This is a genomic window from Sphingomonas mesophila, assembly GCF_003499275.1.
In the GTDB taxonomy this organism is placed as follows: domain Bacteria; phylum Pseudomonadota; class Alphaproteobacteria; order Sphingomonadales; family Sphingomonadaceae; genus Sphingomicrobium; species Sphingomicrobium mesophilum.
The window spans coordinates 133,813-151,667 of sequence record NZ_QWDF01000001.1; the positions used below are offsets into that span (position 1 = coordinate 133,813).

General features: G+C 60.4%; 16 protein-coding genes and 1 tRNA gene. 16 read left to right on the plus strand and 1 reads right to left on the minus strand.

Going from position 1 to position 17,855, the window contains the following annotated elements; genetic code table 11:
• The 11 genes from D0Z60_RS00670 (at position 1) to D0Z60_RS11545 (ending at position 12,487) form a co-directional block, all read left to right on the plus strand.
• Entirely contained in the window at positions 1 to 207 is a 207-nt protein-coding gene (locus tag D0Z60_RS00670) for a helix-turn-helix domain-containing protein (RefSeq protein WP_118856087.1), read from the plus strand.
• 80 nt (positions 208 to 287) lie between these two features.
• Positions 288 to 374: transfer RNA gene (locus tag D0Z60_RS00675), tRNA-Leu, on the plus strand.
• Positions 375 to 527: 153 nt separating this feature from the next.
• Positions 528 to 1,727, plus strand: a complete 1,200-nt coding sequence (locus D0Z60_RS00680; protein WP_118856090.1) for a tyrosine-type recombinase/integrase — start codon at positions 528 to 530, stop codon at positions 1,725 to 1,727.
• A gap of 844 nt (positions 1,728 to 2,571) precedes the next feature.
• On the plus strand, positions 2,572 to 2,769 hold the full coding sequence (locus tag D0Z60_RS12075; RefSeq protein ID WP_118856093.1) for a helix-turn-helix domain-containing protein: 198 nt from the start codon (positions 2,572 to 2,574) through the stop codon (positions 2,767 to 2,769).
• Between the two features lie 1,079 nt (positions 2,770 to 3,848).
• Positions 3,849 to 5,486, plus strand: coding sequence for a DUF927 domain-containing protein (locus D0Z60_RS00690; RefSeq protein WP_118856096.1), 1,638 nt, complete (start codon positions 3,849 to 3,851; stop codon positions 5,484 to 5,486).
• Positions 5,487 to 5,739: 253 nt separating this feature from the next.
• Positions 5,740 to 6,537 (plus strand): hypothetical protein, encoded by a 798-nt coding sequence (locus D0Z60_RS00695; RefSeq protein WP_118856099.1) that lies wholly within the window; start codon positions 5,740 to 5,742, stop codon positions 6,535 to 6,537.
• Positions 6,530 to 9,820, plus strand: a complete 3,291-nt coding sequence (locus tag D0Z60_RS00700) for a DEAD/DEAH box helicase (RefSeq protein WP_118856107.1) — start codon at positions 6,530 to 6,532, stop codon at positions 9,818 to 9,820. The genes D0Z60_RS00695 and D0Z60_RS00700 overlap by 8 nt, the downstream gene beginning before the upstream one ends.
• 17 nt (positions 9,821 to 9,837) lie before the next feature.
• On the plus strand, positions 9,838 to 10,629 hold the full coding sequence (locus D0Z60_RS00705; protein WP_118856109.1) for a TIGR02391 family protein: 792 nt from the start codon (positions 9,838 to 9,840) through the stop codon (positions 10,627 to 10,629).
• A 273-nt stretch (positions 10,630 to 10,902) separates the two neighbouring features.
• Complete coding sequence (locus D0Z60_RS00710) at positions 10,903 to 11,484, plus strand: tyrosine-type recombinase/integrase (protein ID WP_118856111.1); 582 nt, start codon at positions 10,903 to 10,905, stop codon at positions 11,482 to 11,484.
• Between the two features lie 38 nt (positions 11,485 to 11,522).
• Complete coding sequence (locus D0Z60_RS00715) at positions 11,523 to 11,900, plus strand: DUF3768 domain-containing protein (RefSeq protein ID WP_118856113.1); 378 nt, start codon at positions 11,523 to 11,525, stop codon at positions 11,898 to 11,900.
• 2 nt (positions 11,901 to 11,902) lie between these two features.
• Complete coding sequence (locus D0Z60_RS11545) at positions 11,903 to 12,487, plus strand: hypothetical protein (protein ID WP_162888015.1); 585 nt, start codon at positions 11,903 to 11,905, stop codon at positions 12,485 to 12,487.
• A 634-nt stretch (positions 12,488 to 13,121) separates the two neighbouring features.
• Here D0Z60_RS11545 and D0Z60_RS00720 read toward each other — a convergent pair.
• Positions 13,122 to 13,535, minus strand: coding sequence for a MerR family transcriptional regulator (locus tag D0Z60_RS00720; protein WP_118856115.1), 414 nt, complete (start codon positions 13,533 to 13,535; stop codon positions 13,122 to 13,124).
• A 113-nt stretch (positions 13,536 to 13,648) separates the two neighbouring features.
• On the opposite strand from D0Z60_RS00720, the gene D0Z60_RS00725 reads away from it, so the two are divergent.
• The 5 genes from D0Z60_RS00725 to D0Z60_RS00745 all read left to right on the plus strand — a co-directional run bounded on the left by D0Z60_RS00725 (position 13,649) and on the right by D0Z60_RS00745 (position 17,844).
• A complete protein-coding gene (locus tag D0Z60_RS00725; protein ID WP_240325490.1) occupies positions 13,649 to 14,239 on the plus strand; it encodes a cation efflux transmembrane domain-containing protein in 591 nt (196 codons plus the stop codon).
• Positions 14,240 to 14,386: 147 nt separating this feature from the next.
• Entirely contained in the window at positions 14,387 to 14,863 is a 477-nt protein-coding gene (locus D0Z60_RS00730) for a methyltransferase family protein (protein WP_118856119.1), read from the plus strand.
• Between the two features lie 58 nt (positions 14,864 to 14,921).
• Positions 14,922 to 15,254, plus strand: a complete 333-nt coding sequence (locus D0Z60_RS00735; protein ID WP_118856121.1) for a hypothetical protein — start codon at positions 14,922 to 14,924, stop codon at positions 15,252 to 15,254.
• Between the two features lie 260 nt (positions 15,255 to 15,514).
• Positions 15,515 to 16,630, plus strand: coding sequence for a TolC family protein (locus D0Z60_RS00740; RefSeq protein WP_205421017.1), 1,116 nt, complete (start codon positions 15,515 to 15,517; stop codon positions 16,628 to 16,630).
• Between the two features lie 11 nt (positions 16,631 to 16,641).
• Positions 16,642 to 17,844, plus strand: coding sequence for an efflux RND transporter periplasmic adaptor subunit (locus tag D0Z60_RS00745; RefSeq protein ID WP_118856125.1), 1,203 nt, complete (start codon positions 16,642 to 16,644; stop codon positions 17,842 to 17,844).
• The last annotated feature ends 11 nt before the right edge of the window (positions 17,845 to 17,855 follow it).

Genomic DNA, 17,855 nt, shown 5'->3' on the forward strand with positions numbered 1-17,855 from the left:
ATGGCGATCATCGTCCGCCTCGACGTGATGCTCGCGCTGCGCAAGATGCGCTCGAAGGAGCTGGCCGAGGCGATCGGCGTGACCGAGGCCAATTTGTCGCTGCTCAAGTCCGGCAAGGTCAAGGGCGTGCGCTTCGCCACCCTCGACGCGATCTGCCGCGAGCTCGACTGCAAGCCCGGCGATCTGCTCGATTTCGAGCCCGATTGAGCGCGCTCGGCCCGGCGCGGTTGACAGACCGGCGGAGCGGCTTCTAAGCGCCGCCGCCTACCACCACGATCAGTCCCTGTGCCCAGGTGGCGGAATTGGTAGACGCACCAGCTTCAGGTGCTGGCGCTCGCAAGGGCGTGGAGGTTCGAGTCCTCTCCTGGGCACCATCACCTTTACAAGAAAAGTTGAAAAATGGCCGGAAATCCGCCATTCTAGCGGGACCTTGGCCGTCGTTGTTCGCCTCTGTTCGTGTGCATCCGCGCCGAAAATGGGGCCACTTTGGGGGCCACTTCGATTCGGTCTTGGAAAGTGGCCCCCAAATGGCGTTATCCGACACGACAATCAAAGCTGCCAAACATGGCCCCAAGCCAATCAAGCTCTTCGACACGGATGGGCTTTTCCTCCTGTTACAGCCATCTGGAGGGAAGCTCTGGCGAGTGAAGTATCGCTTTGCTGGCAAGGAAAAGAAGCTAAGTGTCGGAAAGTATCCGGAGGTTGGGCTTAAGGAGGCCCGGCGTCGCCGTGATCAAGCCCGTGCGGTGCTCGCCTCTGGGCTTGATCCGGCGGAGCAGAAGCGTCTCGTGAAAGAGGCGGAGCGTCAGAGCGCCGCGACAACCTTTTCCATCGTTGGAGAAGAGTATCTCGCGAAGGCCTCATTGGAAGGGCGTGAAGCAGTCACGATCAAGAAGAGCCGCTGGTTATTGTCTCTGATGACGCCCGCCCTCGGGCACCGGCCGATTGCCGACATCAAAGCTCCAGAACTCTTGGGCGTGTTGAAGAAGGTTGAGGCGAAAGGCCATCTCGAAACAGCGCGGCGAATGAGATCACTCGCCGGCCGCATCTTCCGCCATGCAATTGCTACCGCCCGCGCCGAAAATGACCCTTCAGCACAACTCCGCGGGGCTCTAACAGCGCCGCGGGTGAGGCACCATAGCGCGCTGTTCGACGAAGGTTCTGTAGGAGCGCTTCTCCGTGCCATCGAAGGTTACGAGGGCCAGCCGCTGACGGCTATCGCCCTAAAACTAACTCCACACCTGTTTGTCCGACCGGGCGAGCTCCGCCAAGCCGAATGGGCGGAGTTTGACCTGAGTAGTGCGCTCTGGACGATACCCGCGTCTAAAATGAAAATGCGCGAACCGCACCGCGTACCGCTTTCTAAGCAGTCAATAGCTCTTCTTCAGGCAGCCCAGACTTTGAGCGGCGGTCAGAAGTACGTATTCTCTTCGCTCTATCCAGGAAATCGGCCGATGTCCGAAAACACGATCAACGCGGCGCTCCGACGGTTGGGATATACAAGTGACGAGATGACTGCGCACGGCTTCAGAGCAACAGCTAGCTCGTTGCTCAACGAGTCTGGAAAGTGGAGTCCCGACGCAATCGAGCGCGCTTTGGCGCACCGCGACGCTAATTCAATCCGGGGAACTTATCATCGAGGCGCGCACTGGGAGGAAAGAGTGCGCATGGCCCAGTGGTGGAGTGACTATCTTGATGAACTGCGAGCTAGACCTGCATCGAATTAGCCAGTTCCGCATTCAATAGGCGGCGTCGGCGGCCTGTCGATGCGACTAAATTAAAGTCTCACCACTCGCGGCGCAGGCAGAGTGGCGTGCCACTCCTCTACTTCGCCGCTATCCCATTTCCGACTGATTAGCCCGGGGCTGCCGGTCTGAGCTAGAAACCCAATCAAGAGCTGCGGTGGGACATTGTGTTTCGCGGCATAGGCCAATTGCCGCCCAAACCTTGATACGTCGTCGGACCCTAGCTCCAATCCTTCGTTCCGCTGCACACCCAGAAGCGTCCAGTGAAATGGATTTTGCTCAAAAGACGGGATCGCGGGCACGAAGCCTTCCCGAGCACGCTCGATACACCTTTGGAGCTGCCTCGATCTGCCATCCTCAAATCGCTCTAGCACATAGCGATACGTCTCGCGCTTCAGATAGGAGCGGGGTTTGTCGTACTGACATAAGGTCTGGTCGCTAACCTTCCGTGTATGCACTCCGCGCTGCAACCGCTCCACAAATTCTTCCCAGCGTTCTTCCTCGTCCCGAAATTCGCGAGTGCTGGCCACGTGGACCACTGGTTTCCTCGACGAATTCCGACGAATCGGTTTCCGCTTACTTCGTGCTGTGGTGCTGCCAGACTTCGACATTAGACCTGCCTCCTGCATCTTGATGCAGTCATTTTTCACTCGAATGACTTCCCGAGGTCAAGCCGAGCCATTCCGCGGCTGAATGCTTGCCATGGAACCTGCATCTCGATGCAGCTCGCGAAACGCGTTTTTAGTGCCGTCTTAAAAGACCCCTTAGCGGCGCTCATCGAAGGCCTAGTCGTCATCCGCCGGGCGCCCTTAACCGGAGGATTAAAATGCAAAAACTTACTGTGACAGTTAAAGAGGCGTGCGAGGCGCTCTCCATCTCCAAAACCACGTTTTATGACATGCTTCGCAAGGGTGTGCCTTTAGCGTGCGTATTCGTTGGTCGCCGACGCCTGGTAACGACCGACAGTCTAAAGGCATGGATTGCGAGCAATGTTGACGCGACAAGCGAAATGGGGGCGGACTGATGACCGGCCTCTCAATCTGCGATTTGGCACCGGTGCCAGGATTCCGGTTAGGTCAGGTGTCAGGAAAAGGGCGCACATGCGAAACCGCAGCGGACGCCCGCAGCGAAGATGTTCGTCGCGTTGAGCTATTGCGACTTAGCGCAGGGCAAGCGAAAATTTCGGCGAACCGTGACGCCGCCGGAGAGCTCGCTGACCTTCTCGACTATGGCGATGGCGATCCGCCCCAAACGACTGCGAGTAAGCTTTATATGCGAAGCGTGCGGGAGCGGCTGCTGGGGCACCTAAGCACCTTCCTCGCTAATAGTGCGGCTAGCATCGCGACGGTCCATCTTGAGCCACTCCGTCAGGAACTACCTGGTTCGTGCCTTGGCGATCTAAACCCGCGTAACGAGAGCGATATTCTAAGGGCAGCGCTTCGTGAAAAGGGCATCGCTGATCTCGAGGGCGCAGCAATTCTCTTTCAAGACGTCGAACATGAGGCGCGAACCGATGTTTGGAGAGGTGGTCGGCATGGAATCGTTATTGGCGAGAAGGTTGAGGCCTTCAATGCGCTTCGGAAGACCCGCAATTACGAGCCGAGACTCCAAGCAAGTAACCACAGACGGACTCCCCGGGTCAGGATCATCCGCAGCATTACCAATCTGGAGTATCATCTATCCTATCTCTTGAAGGGCAGCATCTACGGTCGCTGGGAGGGTACGATTGAGGGGAAGCGTGTCCGAAGCCGCAAGAGGCGCGTCCCGGGGCATCGCCATTCGCAGGCGCTCCTGTGGTTGCACAGTCACCCAGTGAACGACTTGTGCCAGCTCATTGGAATGCGAGTAGGTTCGGATGGCTTTTTCTTCACGAACGGGACGCCGAAAGCAGAGGTACGCACTTTCTTAGACTGTCCCTGACGGTCGAAACGCAGGTTTTGCACATGTTGGTGTGAAACACACCCAACGCTCACAGGCGAGCCGAAAGCGGAGCCGCCAAACAAATAACAATCAAGTGGGGAGTGGGGAGTCCGGCATGCTGTCGGGGCCGCTGGCGGATCGCGCCCTTCGTATCTCCCCACTCCCACAGACTGGAGCACGCCAATGTCAAAGAAATCACCGAAAGGTCGTCAGAGCCGCAACCTTCGCATTCGCGTTCAGGGCGGCACGGCCCCATCACGGACCACTTGGGTGGAGGTGCGCAAAGGCAAGAAACGAATCTGGATAAAGCAAGCCGATTTTATGACTGACGTGTCGAGCGTGAAAAGCCGATTGGCGCGAGCCGGCATCATCATTCTGGGCGCATCCAACTGGAACGAATTCATGGCCCAAGTCGCAGCCGTCAGCGAATTCCCAAATCGCTCGCTGGTTGAGCAGTCCGGATGGAGCGGCAAATGCTTCGCCCTTCAAAGTGGCCAAGTGTTTGCTCCAGATGGCGCCCGCGGGATCTGTGTCTTCGACCCGAATCCTCTGAAGTGCGTTCAATCTGGAACCCTGCAAGGCTGGTTGGAGCGCGTCGTAGCCCCCTTGATGGGGCAGCGCTTGGCGCTGTTCATGCTAATGGTGATGTTCGTCGCACCAATCCTCAAACTTACGAACCGGGCGGGCAATTTCGGTTTCGAGCTTGTCGGTGCAGGCGGCAAAGGTAAGTCGATGCTCTTGAAGCTTATGGCTTCCGTCGTCGGAGGCGCTACTGATGACGCGCCAACCCGATACTGGAACACGTGCAAAACGACGGTGAACGCGCTCGAAAAGAAGGCCGAAGCGCATTCCGACCTTCCCATGCTTCTCGACGATGCGACATCATTCGCGGGAACGGAGAGTGGCGGTCCGCGCGGGCGGCTTTTCAAGCAGTTTGTTTTCGACTTGGCGCAGGGTGAAACAAAGCACCGCTTCGATAATCAGCAGCAGCGTTGGTTTCGCCTCGTCTACTGTATCACCTCGAACCTTTCGCTGGCTGACGTGATTGCCGAAGTTGCCGAGGACGAACGGGGCGCCACTCAAGATCGCCACATTTCCTTCAACACTGATATTCCAGCGTACAACACCTTCGACATCGTTCCTGCGGGATACCCCGACATCAAAAGCTATGCTGATGCCCTGATAGCGGGGATGGCGACTGAGTACGGCACGGCAATGCCACACTTTTTGCAGGCCCTCGTCGAACATCGAGCTTCTGATGAGGAAGGACTCAAGGCCGGTATCGCGAAGCGGGTGGAAGATTTCATCAACAGTACCGGCGCGAATCGGAATGACGGGTCTTCGAGCCGCGTTGCCGAAGCATTTGGCCTTGTGGTGGCAGCTGCTTCACTCGCGCGACACTATGGGACGCTTCCAAAGGAAATCGATTACAAGGCCGTGGGTCTCGCCGCCTACCGACTTCACCTCGCGTCTGCCCAACGACTGAGCGCCCATCAGAGGCTGAGGGCGTATGCGGCCGATGCAAGGGTCGTCGATATGGAAGAATGCAGACTTAAACACGTCACTGAAGCTCAGCTACGGGCGGTGCCGGGCGTGTTCCGGCTCGACCGCAAAGGACGCCGCGAATTTCATGTTCACCCTCGGGTCTTCAAAGCCGCATTCCCCGACCACAAGACGTTACTAAAAGATCCCGAAGTCAGCGCATTGAGGCTTCGAGACGGCCGGCACCGGGGCCCAAAGCGCGAGCTGATTAAAGGGTCGCCGGATGACCGGTTCTACTCTTTCTTGTTGCCTGAAGAGGTCACTAAGGTCCGCATGTGATAGGCGGACGGAGCGATCGAGTAATGCGGTACGTCGCTCGATCGCTCTCGCCGCGTTTCGTGGTGATTGTATGATTAAGCCACAAAATGGTCCGCAAACATAAGTCTTTGCTAACCCAGTGTGCGCTAACTTATCCGCCGGTCAAGGGCTTCTCGGGTCGGCGTATAGCAGGTGTGATCGGATAAGTGACAAACTGTAACCTCAATCCAGTTGGGATGGCCGCAAAACAATCGCCTGCGTTGGCGGCCCAACTATGACCTTGACGGTCTCTCCAATTGGTCATGGCGACCTGTGCCATGGGTGGTCATGGGTGGTCACCGATGAGGATGTTCTCGCGGAACGGGTCGCACGCATTGTCCTTGGGCAGTACCGGCACGTCGCCAAGATCCTTCAAGGCGCGGGATTGCCCGGCCCTATCGCTACGGAAGAACAGGCGAAGGCCGCCATCGAGCAGCTGACTCTCGCCGAAGGCGAAGACCCTTGGCAACGCGATGGATGGCTGTTCCAAGCGATTTCATGGATCGCGGCTCAACAGGCGCCATCGGGCGCGCTCACGCGTGCTCCCCATATCCGCAAATCCGACAAAGGATTCGATGGGCTGCAGTTGCAGTTGAGCGAAGATGGCACGGCGATCACCGCAGTGATCGTGTTCGAGGATAAAGCCACCGACCATCCCCGCGATACGATTAGAGATGACGTTTTTCCGGGGATCGTCGCGCTGGAAAGCGGTCAACGCCTCAATGAACTAACGCACGAGGTGAGTGCGATGCTTGACGTCCGCGCTCATGCCGATGCTGGCTTCGATGTCGACACGGCGATCGCTAACACATTGTGGCACGACGCTCGCCGCTACAGGGTCAGCATCACAATCGGGGACACTCACAACGCGGAAAGCGCACGCGCCAAGCTATTCAAGGGATTCGATGATTCCGCGCCGGGCGCTGTCGAGCGTCGTCGTGCCGATACAATCTATCTTCCCACCCTGCGCAATTGGATGTCCAGCTTCGCAGATCGTGTGATCGTTCAAATTGAGGCGATCGCACATGTTTGATCCAACGACGGCAGCACTGATCCGGGCCGCGCCGCCGCTCAATGGTCTCGACCTCGACGGCCTGCCCAAGCGCTTGACCGAGGCCTTCGCTGATATTGTCTCGGCTCGCATCCGTCTCCGTGGAAGCGGTGGTGAGGACGATGACCCTGCGCTCATGGAAACGATCGCGGAGCTACGGCGCCTTGCTGCGGCACACGAAGCATATGCGGCTTTGCTGCCCGATCGAGATAACCGAGCAGCGGCAGCGTTTGTCACAGCGTCGGCACACCAAGCAGTCTCGCTCGCACTGCGCCGCACGCGTCCGACAAGTTACGTTGAGATAGCCGCCGTTAGTCCGGACATCTCCGCTACCTTACTCTTTCTAATTGCTGAAGCTCATGCCGATGCTGCCGAGGCTGCAAAACGGATCGAAGCCAATCCAGATTCGAGCGCGGTTGAACAGGCGTTGGTCGTGGCGATCCGAAATCTCGCTCAGGGGCGGCTTCGTGACATCGTAAATGCCGAAGAGCCCGCTCCGGAACTCGCGTCTGACGATTTAGGTCTCCGCGCTCTTGATGCCCTACGCCTATTGCTTTTGCGTGGTGTCACCCGGCTCGCGGCGCAGTTGCGCTTGCGCGTTGATCTTTTGCCTGACGCTGGCGGGACAATTCCAGCCAGCACGATCTTTGCTCAGGTGCGCGCACTTGCTGCCGAGCCAATTGAAAGTGCAGGTGGCGAGGCGGAGGAGCTGCTGAGTCTTTACCCCGGCCCACTGCACCTCGCTAATTTGCTCGGCGGCCTTGAAGGCGATCTCATTGGCACGGCGCTGACCCGCATTCCGACACCGGGCGGGGTTGAGGAAGCGGGCTGGTGGCAGATTTTGCGCCGAATGGCGCGTGGGCGTCCGTATCTTTGGCGCAACCATCGGGAGGCCATCGAGAAAGGCTATCTGGAGCAGGGTGTATCATCCGCGATCAGCTTCCCCACTGGCGGCGGCAAGTCGACCCTCGCCGAGTTGAAGATCGCGACCGCCCTGCTGCGCGGGGAGCGGGTCATCTTCCTAGCCCCGACTCATGCGTTGGTCGGACAGACTCAGCGCGCGCTCAAGCGTACCTTCGAAGATTACAGCATCTTTGCCGATGTCGATGAGGATGTGGGCATCGGCGAACTCGTCGTACTGGGCGAAGTCACCGTGATGACGCCTGAGCGCTGCCTCATGCTTCTCTCTGTCCAACCTGAGGCCTTCGCTGGTCTCGGGCTGGTGGTTTTCGACGAATGTCATCTCATGCATCCGCGTGAGGACGATCGTAGCCGACGCGGGCTGGACGCAATGCTGGCGATTCTCAACCTCACTCAGGTGGCGCCAGCGGCCGATTTGCTGCTGCTTTCAGCGATGATGAAGAACGGCGAGGAAATTGCCGGTTGGGTCGCTCACTTGACCGGACGCCCATGTCTCACTCTTGATTTGTCTTGGAAGCCAACTCGTCAAGTCCGTGGATGCGTCGTGTATTCGGCCGAGCAGATTAAAGGTCTGAATGCCAAGCTAGCAGCGGCTCGCATCGCCTATCCCGGCCAAGCAGCGACGCCGATGTCAGTGAAGCGGGAATTGTTGGCCCAACCCTATGGCTTGTTCAGCCTGCTCCAGACTTGGAGCACAACTGACCGGAATGACTACGCTCTTCTGCAGCTCTTGGCGGATGCCCATCCACTTTCGACCGGCAAGGCACGGGGCGGGGGATGGTACCTGACTCCGAACGGAAATGAGACCAGTGGTGCGATTGCCGCCGCCGCGTCAGCGGCAGGCATGAAGACTCTCGTCTTCGTGCAGACCACCGTCTTCTGCGAAAGCTGCGTCAAGGCCTTCCCGGCGCGTGTACCAGCGAGCCCGGTGGAGCTGACCGACGAAGAGCGCGCGTGGCGCACCCTTGCGGTCGAGGAAATGGGCGGACCTGATTATTGCTATCTGAAGCTCGATGATGCCGGGGTTCTGCAGACCGGCGCGGCTAGCCACCACGCGCTCCTGTTGCGCGAGGAACGCGAACTTCATGAAAGCTTGTTCCGCCGACCCGATGGCGTGCGCGTCCTTTTCGCAACTTCCACTCTTGCTCAAGGGATGAACTTGCCAAGCGAAGTGGTGATCATTTCGGGCGACAGTCGCTTCGATCCCGGCGCTGACAAGATTCAAAAGCTCGAGGCCCATGAATTGCTCAACGCGGCGGGCCGGGCAGGACGCGCGGGCGAAGGATCGCAAGGCTTCGTCCTGCTGGTTCCGAGCAAGGTGATCGACTTCGATGACCAGAATAATCAGATCAATGGCCACTGGATGGAATTGCAGGCGATTTTCGAGCAAGCTGACCAATGCTTGATTATCGATGATCCGTTGAAAGCGATCCTCGATCAAATTCATGACGGGATCACCAAAACAGGAACGCCCTCCTACTTGCTGAGCAAACTTCCTCTTGCGGTAAACGGCGCCGAGGAGGATCCGGCCGGCGTGCTATTGAAGCGCAGCTTCACCGCTTACCGGGCGAGGCTCACTAACCAGACGGAATGGCTCGACAGCCGGATTGCAGCGGCAGTCGCAGCCCGCTCCACCATCGAACTTGCTGAACCTGAACGATGGATAGAGCAGGTGGCCGGATCAACAGGACTCTCAATCATGTTGCTCCAGCAGATTCTGACGCGGCTTGATGACGGCGCCTTCAATGGTAGCGCCATCGAGATTGTCAAAGCTCTGCTAGACTGGTTGGACGCCAGCCCGACCTTCGTCATGGATTTGATTCGGCCCGAGAGTCTCGAGGGACTGTTCGACGGCAAGTACAAAGCCCTTCCTGACGATGAGGCGCGTTCGAAACAGGCCCTCGAGGCACTTCGGAAGCTATGGCCGCTCTGGATGTCTGGCGTGCCGTTGTGCCAGCTCGAAGCGGCATTTTTGGGCAAGAAGACAGGCCTCGGGCAATGCAAGAATGCGCGTCACTTCGTGTCACGTATTGTGCCGGATCTTGCGTTCCTCGCGGCGCTGCCGGGCCGGCTCATGGCGGCTCGGCTGAGGGCTGCAAATGATGAATCACCGATTCCGATTACGCTTTCCACGCTCGGCAGCATTGTTCGTGAAGGCTGCGACAGTCCCGAGACGCTAGCTAACCGCTTAAATCAGGGCCGCTCAGTGTCCCGGGTCGCCGCGCGAGCGCACTTCGAGACAATCAAGGCGCATATTCCTCCCGGCAACCCCACAGAGTCATTTGACGACACCCGCGAACGTATTCGGCACGCCGACGTTGTCGCCGCCTTCGAGGCAGAGTGAGAAGGCACGTAGAACCGATGAAGCTTTTCTCGCAGGATCAGCTCGAAGCAATAGCGGGAGCGCTCGGGGACACAACCTACGGCCTGACAAACCCGGAGATCGAGTTTCTATTGCAGTCGGCCAAGATGATTGATCCCGGCAAGACTACTAAGCGAGTGCGCATCTACAACGCTTTCGCTGAGAGTCAGAACACCAAGCGAAATCGGACCCACGTTCTGCAATTCATCCGGTTGGCGATGAGCCCAGCGCGGTATAGTCGTGAACCAGAGCGCTTCGAGCCTATGCGTGCCGCGTTAAATCAGGCGCTCGCCTTCGCTGGGCTGGTCGTTGACGAGACGGGCCAACTCACCCCCGTTTCCGCTGCGACTACGCTGCCGGAGGCACAGCGGCGCTCACGCGAGCTACGTGCTGACCTTGAAGGGCGTGGCGTGCATCCCGATGTCCTCGCGTTTTGCCGTGTAGAGCTGCTCGCCGACAACTATTTTCATGCGGTGCAGGAAGCGGTGAAGAGTGTCGCGGACAAAATACGCCACCTGACAGGCCTCACTGATGATGGCGGCGCGCTAGTCGATCGAGCCTTTGGCGGACAACCGATGCTGATGATCAACCCTTGGCAAACGCTCAGCGAGAAAGGCGAACAGAGCGGCTTCGCCAATCTCGTGAAGGGCGCTTTCGGCATGTTCCGTAATCCGACCGCGCACGAGGCGCGAATTCATTGGATCATGACCAAGGAAGATGCCGAGGACCTGCTGACCATTGTGTCGTTGATACATCGGAGGCTGGATGCTGCTCGTCCTTCAGAGCCGTGATCGAACGGAGCCTCCAATCTGGTACCCATATGGGACCCCGCGCAGGATCACGCCTGCGGCTCTCGCATCTAAGTCGTTGAAAAGGTGGTGGACGCACTAGGGCTCGAACCTAGGACCCGCTGATTAAGAGGTCTCGGCATAGTCAACGAAGACATTGTTATCGAATCGTTCCGTAAAAGTAACGAATTGACAGTTTGATTGCAAACTGGTAAGTTAATTTAGTGCGCTGCATTTGGGCAGCTGCGCGTCCAATCCCAAAAAAGCGAGACAATTATGGAACGGCAACCTGCCAAGGTTGTGGTGCCAAAAGACGTGCGAAGACTCCTAACGCACGTCGGGCATCGGCGCCACAAACACCGCAACCGAGTAATGGTCCTATTGAGCTTCAAAGCGGGCCTGAGAGCTTGCGAGATATCCGGCCTAGATTGGTCAATGGTGTTGGCAAGCAATGGCAAGATTAGCGATCAACTGGCCATTGCGAGGACCATCGCCAAGCGCGGATCAGCGAGAAGGATTCCGCTTCACAGCGACCTGAAGCGAGCGCTTCAGCGTTACCATGACGTCGAAGGGAGACCGCAGACCGGTGCTCTTCTACGTTCACAGCGCGGCCAGCCTCTTACGGCGGCCAGCGTCGTAAACTGGTTCGGATCCACGTACCGCGAATTAGGCCTAGTCGGATGCTCGTCGCACTCGGGGCGTCGGACCTTCATCACGACCTCGGCTCGGGTACTAGCCAAAACAGGCGGATCATTGCGCGACATTCAGGAGTTAGCCGGACATCGCGCCCTGACAACCACTGAGCGCTACATCGAAGGCGACCGTGCCGCACAGCGGCGGCTCATCAACCTCATCTAACTGAACTCTCACAACATCATTGGAAAGGGAACGCGGCTATGACCAGCGGCGATCAGGACAACTGTGCTTTCGACACGGGGCAAAACAGCACGTGTGTTCAACCCTCGATATCTGAGCTTAACGACAGGCTTCGACGCGATTGGGTCGGCGGAAGGGTCGCGATGTCGGCAGGCGTCGAACAGCTTGGCTTGGATGCCGTTATCGAAATCTTCGAAGCCGTGAATGAGTTTGAGGCTTTCACGCCTGACAATGATCCTTACGGAGAACATGACTTCGGCGTGATCAAGGTCGGCAGCGAACGCATAATCTGGAAGATCGATTACTACGACACGGCGTTAGAGTCCGGATCCCCTGACCCTTCCAACCCCGCCGTGACCACGCGCGTGCTCACCGTGATGTTGGCAAGTGAGTACTAATCATGAGTGCCGTCAGCGCCCTCGCAGCCGCATCCCAACTCGAACCACTTAGACAGGGACCGCACGACAATCTTTGCTGCCTTTACGCGGCCATTAATGCGATCCGCCTCGTCCTGTTTCCCGTCCGCCAATTGGGGCGCGCGCAAACAAAAGCACTATTCCTCCATGGCGCGCGACTGATTGACGAACGCGGAGCGCTGCTCAGCGTCCTGGAAGAGGGGATGGAAGAGGCCTTGTGGATCGATCTTTGCATTTCCCTGGCCAGCGAAGCCAGCCGACTTACCGGGATCACGATCAAGTTGACCTTCCTGCTCGATAGTTGGCCAAAACCTTCGACCCGTGTTGCGCTCGACCGGATCAAACGCGCTCTCAGGTACGGGCACCCGGTATTGATGCTTTTGCATGGGGCGTATGACCATTGCACCGTAGCGGCCGCAATCACGCAACAAAGGCTCGTTCTCTTTGACAGTCACGGATTTAAATGGGTTTCGTTGGGCAACGTCGGCATATCTCACCCACGCTCGAACCGGCTCCATCAAATCCCAACAACAAGCGCAATCGCGTTATCCCTTGGTAGCAAGAATTGAGCATCCTCAGATGCATTACCCGACCTTCATTTGAGGTACTGAAATCACTTCATCTTGCCGGGTCTGCATACCTCCACACCACAATGTCCCAATCGCTTTCGCCCACATCGGGAGGCCAAGCCTTCCATCGCCTTTTGTGCGCGGGAAAAGGCTCAGACTCGATCCCGTTCCGATAGCGGACGCAGACTATTCGTTCCGGGTTTACCGGCATCTCGCCGCCGTCATGGGCCGTCCATTGGCTTGGTTGCGGGGTGGCGTTGTATGCTTTGGCAGGACTGTTTGGGTCGTCGGTCAGGAGCGCCTCCCGCGCCTTCAAACAAAGCAGCGGCGCTCACTGCTGTTGGGCAGGTTCAGCGCTGGAATCATGACAAGAAACGAGCTGGGCGCAAAGACTTGGAAGTGAGTTTTTTACTGCGAGCTCGGTTGCAAAAGATCGCAATTGAGACAGGCGTAAAGGCAGGAGTGCCAGCTGCCGACGACACGATTTGTGGGGAAAATGCTATTTAGCCACCAATCGTTTCCGGCCCATCGCGCTAGGGGATTGGACGCGGTTTGTGAGCACTGAAGGGCTGCAGTTGGCCGCAATCGGACTGTCGGCTTGGCATGTCTAAGAGCAGACGCTTCTCCCAGCCGGTTAAGTGTGCTCCTTTGCACATAGAGTATGGTCCGCCAGGGATTGCATGATTTGACATCTGCCGATCTGGCCGCCTCGGCACTGGGCGACCATTCGCGACAGCTCGCCTCTTAGGCTCTGCAGGCGTGCGATCTTGCGCTCCACGGCGTCAAGGTGACCGCTGGCGATCCGGTCAGCTTCGGCGCAATCTTGGTCAGGGTTCTCGGTCAAGGCCAGTAGCGAGCGAATGTCGCTGAGGTCGAACCCCAACCCTCGCGCGTGACGGACGAAGGTGAGCCGTTCAACATGCTGGGGTCCGTAATCGCGATAGTTCCCGTCCGTGCGGGCGGGTTTGGGAAGAAGTCCGATCCGTTCGTAGTAGCGAATGGTTTCGATGTTGGTGCCGGTTGCCCGACCAAGCTCTCCGATCTTCATCGCCGTGCAAGCCTTGACCCTGTAGCCGCTACAGGGACCATATACGGGTCGCTCCGATTCGGTCGAGGTGACAAATGGACTGTAACAGCTGCGTATCCGACACTCCGAAGACCATGGTCGACCCGCGTTGGCGCCAGGCCTTGTGGATCGCCCTAATCGTCAACGCCGGGATGTTTGCGGTAGAGCTGTATGCCGGCTCGGCCGCAGACAGCCACGCGCTCAAGGCCGACGCGCTCGACTTCTTCAGTGATGCCGCAAACTACGCAATTTCGCTGCTGGTCGCCGGCTTGGCGCTGACGTGGCGAGCCCGCGCAGCGTTCTTCAAGGGCGCCACGCTGGTGCTGCTGGGCGCCTACATCCTCGTCAGTGCCAGCTGGGCCGCCTGGAATGGCTCAAGCCCGCAGCCGGAGACGATGGGGATCATCGGCGTCCTTGCGCTCTTGGCAAACGTCGGTGTCGCCCTGCTGCTGTTTCGCTTTCGCTCGGGCGACTCCAACATGCGATCGGTCTGGATCTGCTCGCGCAATGATGCGATCGGCAATTTGGCCGTGATCGCGGCCGCAGCCGGCGTGTTCGGCACCGGCACCGCCTGGCCGGACCTCATCGTCGCAGGCATCATGGCGACGCTGGGCATCTGGGGCGGCCTGCAGATCATGGCTCAAGCGAGGGGCGAACTCGCCCACCGGCCTGCTCATGCGTCCTGATCGCCCATTGCTCGGGGCTCTCATGTGGGGCGCACTCGGCTTCCTGCTGACAGGCTTGCTGCTGGCCGCATACTTCCAGTTGGCGGCTCCTGCGGCCCAGCTTGACGATCATCAATCGGACTAGCGCGCCAGAACGGGGAAGACGACATGAACGAAGTTCGGAGCGGCGGCGATCGTCAGGGCACCTCTGGTCAGACGGACAGCCCTCGGGTTTTCGTGCCGCCACCCCTGATCTTCGCGAGCTCGGTCGCAGCTGGCCTCGCCATCGACATGCACCTCCACGAATTCGGGGTGCCGCAGGTCTTCGCCATCCTGCTGCTGGTGGCGGCGCTCGGTCTGATCGGCGCGGCGCTGAACCTCTTTCGGCGGCAGCGGACCCGGCCCGAGCCGTGGCAGCCCGCAAGCGCGCTGGTGGTGACGGGCGTCTACCGGTTCACCCGCAATCCGATGTATCTGGGCATGACCCTGCTGTCCCTGAGCGTCGCAATCTTCTGCCAGAGCCTTGGTGCCGTGGGCCTGTCCCTAGTGGCAGCAGCCTTGATCGACCGCTTCGTCATCCGGCGGGAGAAGCCTATCTCCAGCGCCGCTTCGGCGGCGAATATCGGTCTTACAAGCAGCAGGTGAGGCGATGGCTGTAGCGGCGCCTTCCCAATCACGCTCGCGGCTGCTATGGCGCCGACCCATGCCCCGCCTGACTGCCATCGTCAGCGCCATTCTCCTCGTCCTCATACTGTGGACGGGAACGACGGTGCACGCGGCCGAACGGCTCGATTGCATCGAAGTGGGGGCCGAGACAACCGGGCACTACGGCGGCGACCCCGACCAGACCCCGGCCAGCTCGGACAAGGGCGTCGCCCACCATCATACCTCTTGCGGCGGCCACCAGCTTGCCGCGCCAACGGATGTTCCAGGCGCTGCGCTGGCTCCGGTCCGGCGCACCCACCTGTTCGGTGACCCCGCTGCCGGCGTGCCGGGCCGCGAGCCCGAGAACCAGCTGAGGCCTCCGATCGCCTGACACTGACCCAAGCCCGGCACCCCGGGCTCGACTGCAGATGTCAGGAGTACTCCACAATGAAATTTGTTGCAGCCGCGACCCTGGTCGTGGCGGTGGGAGGGGCGTTCTCGTCCGCTTCCGCTCAGGTTGGCAATTCCGCCAGCCCGACCGTCGGCCGACCTGTGTCCACGGCGCCGGCGGGTCCACCATCACCTGTAGTGCCGCCGCCAGCCGCACCGCGCACTGGGCCGCTTCCAGGCAGCCTCAGCCTCGCTCAGGCGTTGGAGGAGGCGAATGCCCGGTCGCCGGCGATCGTTGCCGCTCAGGCCGATCTGGCGGCGGCGGAAGCCCGAACCCGTCAGGCCGGCATCCGAAGCAATCCCGAGCTCAGCTTCGAGGTCGAGAACTTCGCCGGAACGGGGGAGTTACGCGGTCTCCGCTCGACCGAAGCGACCCTTGCGGTCAACCAGCGGCTGGACCTCGGGGGTCGCCGCTCCGCCCGGGTCAGTGCGGCTCAAGCCGAGCTGACCGTTCAGCAGTTGCGCCTGGCGATCGCCAGGGCCGACCTGTCGCAGCAGGTGCGGGAGCAGTTCGCCCGGGCCCTGACTGCCCGTGAGCGGCTTGCTCAGGCGACCGAGAATGTGGAGCGGGCTCGGCGGTTCGCCCGCGTGGCACAAATCCTGGTGGATGCGGGCCGCGATCCGCCACTTCGAGCGCTACGGGCGCGGTCGGCTCTCGCGCAGGCCGAAGCCGAACGGGAAGTCGCGGAAGCCGATGAGCTGGCCGCCCGCTCCTCGCTCGCCGCCCTGTTCGGTGTGCGTGAACCTGTCACGGAGGTCAGCGGACAGTTGCTCGACCTCAAGCCACAGACGATCAACGCGGAAACCAGCCTCGAAGTGCGCCTTGCCGATGCGGAGCGCACCGCCGCCGAAGCTGTTCTACGCCAGCAACTCGCAGAACGGCGCTTGGACCCGGCAGTCGGGGTGGGCGTGCGCCACGTCCGCGAGACCGGCGACTTCGGACTGGTCGCGGGTGTGTCGATGCCCCTCCAAGTGTTCGACCGCAATCGCGGCAACATCGATGCAGCGCGGGCCGGGATTGCCGCAGCCGAGGCTCGCCGGGCCACGGCGATCGCAGCCACGACCGCACGGGCCAGGAACGCCATCGCCAATGTGCAGGCGGCGCAACGGCGCGTGGATGCACTCGGGTCCACGGCCGTGCCGGAAGCAGCGGAAGCGTTGCGCCTCACCGAGCGATCCTATGCTGAAGGGCGGGCGTCCCTGCTCGAACTCCTCGACGCCCAGAACGCCTACACCGCCACCCGCACCGCGCTAACCGATGCCCGGCTCGCCCTCGCGCTGACGACGGCCGAACTCGGCCGCATCGCTGCTCGATAGGAACACACCACATGCCGACCCTTCGCGATCTTAAGATCATCAACCTGACCGACAGGACCCGCCTGCTCGCCGGCATTGCCGCCACAGCCTTGGTTGCTGGAGTGGGAGGAGTGCTGATCGGGCGCTCAATGAGCGACCCCGCTCCCACGGTGGAAACCAGTGCCGAACCGGCCGACGAGACAGACGAGGAGCATGGGCCTGAGGGCTTCGTTCCGCTGGCGCCCGAGCGCCTCTCGGCCAGCGGTATCGCCCTCGAGCGGGTCGAGCCCGGCTCGCTCCAGAGCGAAGTCATTGCGCAGGCCACGGTCGCCGCTCCGCCCGAAGGCCAAGCGCTCCTGACCGCACGGGCTGATGGTGCGGTGGTCCGGATCAACAAGCGCCTTGGCGATTCGGTCGGGGCCGGCGAAACGGTGGCGCTTTTGGAAAGCCGAGAGGCGGCTGCCTTTGTGGCGGAGCGGAATGCGGCAGCGGCCCGGGCCCAGGCTGCGCGAGCCGCTGCGGCCCGCGAGCAGCGCCTGTTCGATGCCAAGATCACGGCAAGGCAGGATCTGGAGGCAGTCGTTGCCGCCAGGCGCACCGCAGAGGCCGAACTGCAGCGGGCCGAAGCGGCCGTCAGTGCCGCCGGCGTGACCGGCGGCGGGCGCTACCTGGCCGTTCGCAGTCCGATCGGCGGGCGGATCACCGAGGTCGACACCCAGCTTGGCGCCTACGTTTCAGCCGGAGCCGAGTTGTTCAAGGTGGCCGACCCCCGACGGCTTCAGATCGATGCCTCCGTTCCGGTGAGCGATGCGCAGCGCATTCAGCCCGGCGACCGGGCCCAGGTAGAGCTGCCCACCGGCGGCGTGGTCGAAGCGCGGGTCCGGTCCGTGACCCCGGCCCTTGATGCTGAAAGCCGCACCGCCACCGTCGTGCTTCAGCTCAGCGGCGCCCCAGGCGGGCTGACCCAGGGTCAAGGCGTTCGGGTTCGCATTGTCCCACGCGGGAGCCAGCAGCGCGGCATCATCCTGCCTGAGGAAGCTGTCCAGCAGATCGAAGGCCGCGACATGGTGTTCGTCACGGTGAAGGGCGGCGTCCAGGCGGTTCCGGTCACGCTTGGCACTCGGAGCGGAGGAAGGGTCGAGATCGTCGACGGGCTCGAAGCCGGTCAGATGGTCGTAACCCGCAACGCCTTCGCCCTGAAGTCGCAGCTCGGCGCCGAAGCGGACGATCATTGATCCGGACTCAC